Origin of the sequence: Ensifer adhaerens, from assembly GCF_001270265.1 — a bacterium.
Lineage (GTDB): Bacteria > Pseudomonadota > Alphaproteobacteria > Rhizobiales > Rhizobiaceae > Ensifer > Ensifer adhaerens_B.
In genome coordinates this window covers 1-512 of record NZ_LGAP01000096.1, presented here as the reverse complement: position 1 = coordinate 512, position 512 = coordinate 1, and the positions used below count along the sequence as shown (strand labels likewise).

Here is a 512-nt window from a genome sequence, read left to right as displayed (position 1 = left end):
CTCGGACATCGGCGGCACGCTGTCGGGCCTGTCGAAGGTGCTGCGCATGATCCTGCAGTCGGCGATCCTCGGGCTTGGCGCCTATCTGGCGATCCGCGGACAATTGTCGCCGGGCGCGATCATCGCCTCGTCGATCGTCACCGCCCGGGCGCTGGCGCCGGTCGACATGGCGATCGCGCAATGGAAGGGTGTGGTGGCGGCAAGGCGCAGCTATCACCGGCTGAACGAAACACTCGGCGTGCTCGACGAGCGCTCCGGCAGCCTCGACCTGCCGGCGCCGACGACAAGCTTCTCGCTCGACAAGGTGACGACGGTGGCGCCGTCGACCGGGGCGGTGCTGCTCAGCGAAGTCAGCCTGGAGCTGAAGGCCGGCCAGGCGCTGGGGCTGATCGGGCCATCGGGCGGCGGCAAGACGACGCTGGCGCGCGCCATGCTCGGCATCTGGCCGGTGCTGCGCGGGGCGGTGCGCATCGACGGCGCCGATCTCAACCAATGGCCCGAGACGCTGTTCA

At 69.9% G+C, this 512-nt stretch carries 1 protein-coding gene; it reads left to right on the top strand.

Annotated features, from left to right (window positions below; genetic code table 11):
- The coding region (locus AC244_RS34845) for an ATP-binding cassette domain-containing protein (protein ID WP_152976252.1) at positions 1–512 on the top strand (512 nt) is incomplete at both ends.